The sequence below is a fragment of the Microbacterium sp. VKM Ac-2870 genome, assembly GCF_015350795.1.
GTDB lineage: Bacteria > Actinomycetota > Actinomycetes > Actinomycetales > Microbacteriaceae > Microbacterium.
In genome coordinates this window covers 281,464-289,285 of the sequence record NZ_JADKSH010000004.1, presented here as the reverse complement: position 1 = coordinate 289,285, position 7,822 = coordinate 281,464, and the positions used below count along the sequence as shown (strand labels likewise).

General features: G+C 63.6%; 5 protein-coding genes and 1 tRNA gene. 3 read left to right on the top strand and 3 right to left on the bottom strand.

The window, feature by feature from the left end:
• Window positions 1-244 (top strand): IS3 family transposase (locus ITJ43_RS12020; protein WP_194584084.1); only part of this gene is annotated, 244 nt, incomplete at its 5' end.
• Window positions 245-347: 103 nt separating this feature from the next.
• Here the strand turns inward: ITJ43_RS12020 and ITJ43_RS12015 are convergent.
• From ITJ43_RS12015 to ITJ43_RS12005, 3 genes are all read right to left on the bottom strand, one after another.
• Window positions 348-1,616: a hypothetical protein gene (locus ITJ43_RS12015; protein ID WP_194584083.1), complete on the bottom strand. Its 1,269-nt coding sequence runs from the start codon at window positions 1,614-1,616 to the stop codon at window positions 348-350.
• Window positions 1,617-1,877: 261 nt separating this feature from the next.
• Window positions 1,878-4,676, bottom strand: coding sequence for an ATP-binding protein (locus tag ITJ43_RS12010; RefSeq protein WP_194584082.1), 2,799 nt, complete (start codon window positions 4,674-4,676; stop codon window positions 1,878-1,880).
• 501 nt (window positions 4,677-5,177) lie between these two features.
• Window positions 5,178-5,268: transfer RNA gene (locus ITJ43_RS12005), tRNA-Ser, on the bottom strand.
• A 130-nt stretch (window positions 5,269-5,398) separates the two neighbouring features.
• On the opposite strand from ITJ43_RS12005, the gene ITJ43_RS12000 reads away from it, so the two are divergent.
• Window positions 5,399-6,796: an MFS transporter gene (locus ITJ43_RS12000; RefSeq protein ID WP_194584081.1), complete on the top strand. Its 1,398-nt coding sequence runs from the start codon at window positions 5,399-5,401 to the stop codon at window positions 6,794-6,796.
• 63 nt (window positions 6,797-6,859) lie between these two features.
• Complete coding sequence (locus ITJ43_RS11995; protein ID WP_194584080.1) at window positions 6,860-7,813, top strand: L-lactate dehydrogenase; 954 nt, start codon at window positions 6,860-6,862, stop codon at window positions 7,811-7,813.
• The last annotated feature ends 9 nt before the right edge of the window (window positions 7,814-7,822 follow it).

The following is a 7,822-nucleotide window of genomic DNA, read 5'->3' as shown; positions in this document are numbered from 1 at the left end:
GGTCGGATCGATGGGCCGAGTCGGCGCGGCCGGCCATAACGCGGCGATGGAATCGTTCTTCAGCCTGCTGCCGAAGAGCGTCCTCAACCGGCGGTCCGGGGACACCCGGGAGCAGCTCCGCATCGCCATCGTCACCTGGATCGAACGCACCTACCACCGACGCCGGCGACAGAAGCAGCTGCACGGTTTGACGCCCATCGAGTACGAAGCAATCATGAACACCGACGTCGCCCTCGCGGCGTGACTACAACCCGTCACCTACCGGTGCAGCAGACCCGAGCTAGTTTCTCAACGAGCTGGAAGCAGGGCGAAAGCTGGTCAGACCGTACACCAAGAAGGGGTTCGCACTACGACCTGTAGGTTGCGGTCCCACGGTGTCTGACCGAGTGTCGTACTTTCAGCCGCTCGGCAGCTCGGGCTAAGGCAGCGCTGGGCAGATTCATGTGCTTGAGAATGTCCAAGCTCAGCACCACTCGCGTGGCATCTTTAACTGCGCGCAGTTCCGCGTCTTGAAGGCTTCCTGCGCCGCCGGCGTGTGAGACTCCATTGCGCGCCTCGATCAGCGCCGACTTCCACTCGGTCAAGTTAATGCCGGCCTCACTGAGCGTTTGACCGAGATCGGCGGCAATCGCGTCAATGGATTCATCCAGCCTTTGCGGCCGACCTCCGGCCGATGATCTAATGAAGTTGATGAAGTCGCGTTGTGATTTGTTTAATCCTGGAAGCAAGTTCAGGGCGTCTTCGATCTTGGCAAAGTCCATCACGCTGATTCGGCGTGATCGTGCTGAAGGAAACTGAACTCGGCCGAACAACTCGACACACGCCGCGAGGATGTTCACGTCCGTTTCGACCCAGCCCGGCTGATACCGGAGCCCCGCGAGAACCTGGTGGACCGGCCGGACAGCGGTCCGGCCGGTCCACCAGCTGGAGATCACGTCTTGGATGTAAGCCGCGTCAAAGCGGAGCAGGTACTCCACAGGCTGGCGCACGACACTGCCGAACGGCGGGAAACGATTGCGCCCAAGGATCGTTACCCGCGTCCCTGCTTGCGCCACCGCGATGAGCGAGAGGCGCTCAGCGGGGCGATCGGCTGCGAAGCAAACAAGGTCCTGCAAAGCGGCGAGGTGATGGTCGAAGTTGTCCAAACCCGTCGCCGTCGCCGCAGTCACAACGGCGAGCCCATCGGCGCCGAGGACAAGGGACATTGCCGGCGACGGCGCGATCTCTGGCAGCGCCAGCGCCGTCGATGCAGACCTGGCCGCTCCGTCCTCATGCCGCCAAGTGCACAGCGAGGGCAACAGCTCAAACGTCGCCTCCACGGCGATGAAGTCTGCCTCCGGATCGTCGGTGCCCAGGTGTGCTTCATCGATCCGCAAACCCACGGCGCCGTCTACGACGAAAATATGTCCGCGGAGCAGAGCCGGGAAACCGTCGACTCTCGTTCTGAGCACCCGCTCCGAGGACGCAAACGTGGAAAACGAGAACCCCTGAGAAGGCCGGAGGAAGTAGCGATTCCCTACGACCTCAACGGATCCCGTCGTCGCGGAATCTGGTGTGCCGACAATCTCGAAATCGATACAGGGCGGCCAGTTGAACGATCCGGCGTACAGGGCCAAATCCTTTACCCCTCTCCTATGACGATTGCACCCGTGAGAATCACTCCGAAGTCCAGGGCGGCGCTAGCTGGCATGCTCAATCTTCACGCCAAAGGACGTTGCTCGGTCATGGCCCGTTTTATCCTTGGTCCCGAAACTAGCTACTGCTCGACACGGCATCAGCGAGCGGCTCCGTCTGTCCCCCACGCAACCCACCCGCCAACAGATCGCGCTCACTGATGCCACGGGTCAGTGTTGGCAGGTCTCGAAGGTGGGAGAGGCCTAGATGTATCCGGGGAATCGGGGATCCTGAATCGCCACATCTTCGCTTTCGTAACCAAGGAGACGGGAGAGCTCGGCGCTGGCGATCCCGCTGCCTGATCGAGTGACATTCGAAGCATCCTTTACTCCCGCTTTCGCGAGCTCTGGACCTCTCGCGAAGATGGAGGGCGGCTCAATGCCTTCTGGAAGGACGCGTACGTGGATCTGAGCGCAGCCATCTGAGGTCCAGAATGTCGATGCGCCCCAGGGATACCAGCGTTCGTTCGACGGTTCGGCCGAGTCCAGAAGAACTAGGAGTGAATCCTCCCGAGATGCGAGCCGCTGCTGGAGTAGCCCCCCTTGGACAAGCTCATCCTCAAGCCTCGACAGGGTCGCCATCTCCTGCCGAATGTCCTCCTCCAAGACGTTCGCGTCCAGACGTATTGGAACGCGCGGCAGATGCCGGTTGAACTTTCGGCCTTGTTCGATCAGGTTGTCGATCGTTTCGGTAGCAGCGCCGGTCTGGTTACGAGTTTCTGTGTGGATAGTCCAGCGCACGAGTCGCTCCTCCGCCGAGATCAGGCCCTGCGCGCGCAAGCGAAGCTCGATGAGGGGGTCATCTAGGAGGGACACTTCGGAAACCACCGCAGCGGTCACCGTCGGGGCCGCGCGGGCAGTCTCAATCTCGAAGACAGCGGCGCTTTTTGGCTCCCCCCGAATGTCCAGAATGAAACGGCGCCCTCGATCTAGTCCGAGTGCTGCCGCTTCGTAGTCGTCCAGCGACGATGCCAGCACTTCGGTTGCGACTGAGCGCTTGTATAAGAGGTCGGCTAGTTCGCTTTGGCTGTGGATCGGGACGGTCATTCGCTCGAGCTGGTGGTCCTCCATGAGTTGTTTGTAGCGGCCATACCGAACTCGGGACGCAGGTAGGTCGTCGATCCGTTCGAGCTGGAAGTGATTTCGTGCAGGCGAGGACTGGAAACCGTCCGTGAGTGAAGCGCGCGCAGCGATTCGATCTGCCGAGTCTTCAAACAGAGCAGTTACGGAGACGGGCTGGTCGTCGATTGTGAGCGTGATGCCTAGGCCGCAGACTGACCGACGTCGGTCGGCGGTCCCGTTCGTGGCGGTTTCATCTCGAAAGGTCGCGGAGTGATCCGCGAGCGTTCCTCTTTGGAGAGAGATCCTCGCGCGGTCGAACCGTCCGAGCAAAGGTTTGATGAACGCCTCAAACGATCGCAGCGCGCGGCCTGGGATCAGCTGTAGTCCGAAACGATGTTGAGCTTCACCGATCAGAGCGGCGTACGCAAAGTTGCTTGGGATCACCGGCGCGGCCACGGAGGCGTACCTATTCGAAGCGAGCGCGACCATACCGCGCTCTTCCAAAGCCTCGAGCGCGGCAATTGGGTCCCCAGAGAACGAGAATCTCCTTGAGGCGTAGGCGGCGATCTCGCGCGTGGATGCGGTCTGATTCTGTCCCGGTTCCATGAGTTCAATCATCGAAGCTAGAAGGGCCAGTTGATCGGTAGGAGTCTGGACGACTCGGGAAACGTCGGGGTCCAAGTCATTGACGTCAGCCTCTGCAAGGATCGCAGGTGAACTAACGGCGAGCCACGCTTCAATGACGGGCTTCTGCTCCAACCGCCGTCGAAATGATTCAAGGACCGCAGTCGCCACAGCCTGTCGATGCTTGGTAGTGAGCCTCGTGTTCCACAGATAGGCACGCCGCCGGTCATGGAACCAGTTGACGCCATCTGGTCGTCGAATGAAGACGCCCTCATCAAGGAGTTTTTGCTCAAATATCAACAGCTCGAACTCCGAAAGACCGAGGTATTCCGCCAGATAGTCATCCGGGGGCGGGTCCGCAAACGCTGCAATCTGACTGATGCGTGACTGCATGCCTGCATCTAAGCGGCGAAATGAATGCTCGAAAACGGACTGGAAGCTCGTGGGCGTTTCAATCGTCGAGAGCGAAAGGCCTGACTGCGCCAGACGGATCGCGTCGTTTACGAATAGTGGGTATCCGTCAGCGATGCGGATGATCTGAAACCACTGGTTTCTCGCGACTCCTTCGGCGAGCAACCAATCCTCGACATCGTGGTGAGACAGCGGGCCGAGCTCGTGAGGTTTCGAATTCCGGCCTTCGAGCAGTCGTTGGAGTTCCTGCCCTTCGGCCTGATGATTATTTGCGGTGACTATCAGGCGGACGTGAGGACCGAGTTCGGTGGAGAGCTCGACGAGCAGGTCGCGGTCATCCCTCCCCAGTCGTTCCGCGGCATCCATTGGAAACACCAGCGTCTGTTCGGTCGCCAGCGCCACATCTCGTACAAGCCGCCCTATCTCTGCTGCCGCGTCAGGGACGGTGAACGCTGTGAGTTGTTCCTCAAACCGGGCTCTTGGCGGGAGCAGGACTTCATCGACCACACCACGAATCAGCGTTGTAGCCTCTTTGCCGATCTTGGCCTCAACGACTTCGGTGGCTCGTGTAATGAGCATGCGGCCCAGTTCCTTCTGAGCAGCCGTAGCGGCACGAAGCACAGAACTCTTCACTCGCTCCCAGACGAGGCGCTGGCGCGTCTCGTCTTGCGCGCTCTGGAGCAGACAGTCCCCGAGAGCTGTCGCGATCGCGTTCCGCAAGGCGCCGTTCGTACTTCGGAGAACTTGCACGTCCGCAACCAGATCGCCCGACGACTGGGACGTGTTGAGGATTCCGAGGAAAGCCGTCTTACCAATTCCGGAGTCGCCTGTGACGAGAACAACCCCAGTCCGAGACGCCACAGCATCCCGATCTGACTGCCGGCCGTAAAGCTGAGCGGGGGTCATATTCAAGTCCTTTGCGAGAGTCTGCTGCAACTCAAGTTGCGGAATAGTGCCGATCTGCGGAGCGAGATCGTCCGCGGACCGCCCCTGGCAGCGTGCAAAGAGTGCGCGTGAGCCGGTAGCCGCCGCGCGCACTCGCGGTCCTGGTCAACGACCTGAGCCCCGCTGAGGGTGGATACGCGAGACGACAAGCCACCTGCCTATCCCACCCGAGTCGACGGCATATCGCCACCCTAGCGAGCAACTCAACCCGGAGCAGAGGTGGGCCCGTCTACGGTGGGCATTTCACCCACGTGAGATTCTGTGGGCAAACCGTGGGCACGGAGGATTTCGACGCACTCGACGACCCCTCTCGGCTCGGTTCGAAGCGGTTCGCTCAAGTCCGACTCGCCAAACCACGCGTCGAAGAACACCCCTGACCACGCCGTGCCCACAACCGAACCGCAACCAACAAAAACGAGCCCCGTCCCAGCTGATCGAAATCAGCCGAAACGGGGCTCAAAGTGGCGGTGACGGTGGGATTTGAACCCACGGTAGGGGGTTACCCTACACAACTTTTCGAGAGTTGCACCTTCGGCCGCTCGGACACGTCACCGCCGACTAGCTTACGACACTCCCCGAGCTGCCGCGAACCAGCACAGCAGCCGGCATGTGCGTGGCCCTGTCCACCCCCTTCACGGCGTCGGCGCCGGGCCTTAGCGTGAGCCCATGACCGAGCGGATGCCATGACAGACAAGATGACTCCGCAGCAGCGCCTCGTGCTGGTGATCGCGATCCTCGGAACGTTCGTCGCCTTCCTCGACGGCACGATCGTCAACGTCGCGCTGCCGGCCATCGCACGCGACCTCGGCGGCGGCCTGTCCACGCAGCAGTGGACCGTCGACGCCTACCTCGTCACCCTCGGCGCGCTCATCCTCGTGGCGGGGGCCGTCAGTGACGCCTTCGGGCGCGTACTCGTGCTGCGCATCGGTCTCATCGGCTTCGGCATCGCTTCGGTCGCCGTCGCCCTGTCGCCCAACCCGGAACTGCTCATCGCGGCCCGCGCGGTCCAGGGCGCAGCGGGCGCCTTCCTCGTGCCGAGCTCGCTCGCGCTCATCAGCGCCACCATGCGCGAGCCGCTGCGCTCGCGCGCGATCGGCATCTGGACGGCATCCACGACCGGCGCGATGATCATCGGTCCACTCATCGGCGGCCTGATCGTCGACCACTCGTCGTGGCGATGGGCGTTCGGCATCAACATCTTCCCGATCGCGATCGCCCTCTGGATGCTCACCCGGCTCGAGCACCGCGACGAGCGCCGCGAGGGGGCGCGCGTCGATGTGCTCGGCGCGGTCATGTGCACGTTCGGCCTCGGCGCGGCCGTGTTCGCCCTCATCGAGCAGCCCAACCTCGGCTGGTCGTCACCGGCGATCTGGATGCCGGGACTGGCGGGCCTGCTGCTGCTCGCCGGGTTCGTCTGGCGTCAACGACGCGTGAGCGACCCGATCCTGCCGCTCGACCTGTTCCGCAGCCGCAACTTCTCGGCCGGCAACCTGTCGACCCTCTTCATCTACGCCGCACTCTCACTCAACGGGTTCGTGCTCGCCGTCTACCTGCAGCAGGGCGCCGGGCTCAGCGCGACGTTGGCCGGTCTCGCGAGCCTGCCGACGACCCTGCTGATGATCTCGCTGAGCTCCCGCATCGGCACCCTCGCCGGGCGCTGGGGGCCACGGCTGTTCATGACTGCGGGACCTCTGATCATGGCGGCCGGCGCCCTCCTGCTGCTGCTCGTCGCCGACGACTTCGCCTACTGGTGGCAAGTGCTCCCCGGCATGATCGTGTTCGGGCTGGGTCTCGCCCTCACCGTCTCGCCTCTCACGTCGACGATCCTCGGCGCCGCCGACTCCGCGCGTTCGGGGATCGCGTCGGCGGTCAACAACGCGGTGGCCCGCGTCGCCGGGTTGATCCCGATCGCGGCGCTCGCGACCATCACGGGAGGCGCACTCGACCTGGCCGGCTTCCACCGCACCGCACTGACGACCGCCGCCCTCCTCATCGTCGGCGGTCTGGTCTCGCTGATCGGCATCCGCAATCCGGCGCGCAGCGCGGCTGCTCAGCCGGCCGCAGACCCGCCCGGTCCGTAAAAGGCTGCGCGACCTCTCCGGGCGCGGTGGCCTCGGCATCCCCCGCCTGTCAGACTGGGGCCCATGAGCGTGATCGAGAACTCGAAACTCACCGTCGTGGGCGCCGGCGCCGTCGGATCGTCCGTGGCCTATGCCGCCCTCATCCGCGGATCTGCGCGCCACGTCGCGCTCTACGACATCGCCGCGGAGAAGACCGAAGCCGAGGTGCTCGACCTTTCGCACGGCGCGCAGTTCACCGGCTCGAGCGACATCATCGGCGGCGCCGACATCTCGGTCGCCAAGGGATCGCACGTAGTCGTGATCACCGCGGGCGCCAAGCAGAAGCCCGGCCAGACCCGCATCGAGCTCGCCGGCGTCAACGCCGCCATCCTCAAGTCGATGATGCCGCAGCTGCTCGACGTCGCCCCCGACGCGACCTTCGTCATCGTCACGAACCCGTGCGACGTGCTCACCGTGCTCGCCCAGGAGACCACCGGCTTGCCCTACGAGCGCATCTTCGCGTCGGGCACGGTGCTCGACACGTCGCGACTGCGCGTGAAGATCGCGCAGCGCGCCGGCGTCTCCATCGCCAGCGTGCACGCCTACATCGTCGGCGAGCACGGCGACACCGAGTTCCCGCTGTGGTCGCACGCGACCATCGGCACGGTGCCGATCCTCGAATGGCAGCCCCTCGACGGGCAGCCGAAGTTCACCGTCGAAGAGCTCGACCAGATCGCCGTGGACGTCCGCGACGCGGCCTACAAAGTCATCCAGGGCAAGGGCGCGACCAACTACGCGATCGGACTGTCGAGCGCGCGGATCGTCGAGGCGATCCTCGACGACGAGCACGCCGTCATGCCCGTCTCGGCGGTGCTCGACGACTTCCACGGTGTCAGCGGCGTCGCCTTGTCGGTTCCCGCCGTCGTGTCGGCCGCGGGTGCGGTGCCGATTCGCGAGACGTCGTTCTCCGACCAGGAGCTCGGTCTGTTCCGCCGCTCCGCAGACGCCTTGCGCGAGGTCGCCGACTCGCTGCGCTGAGCCGCGCCT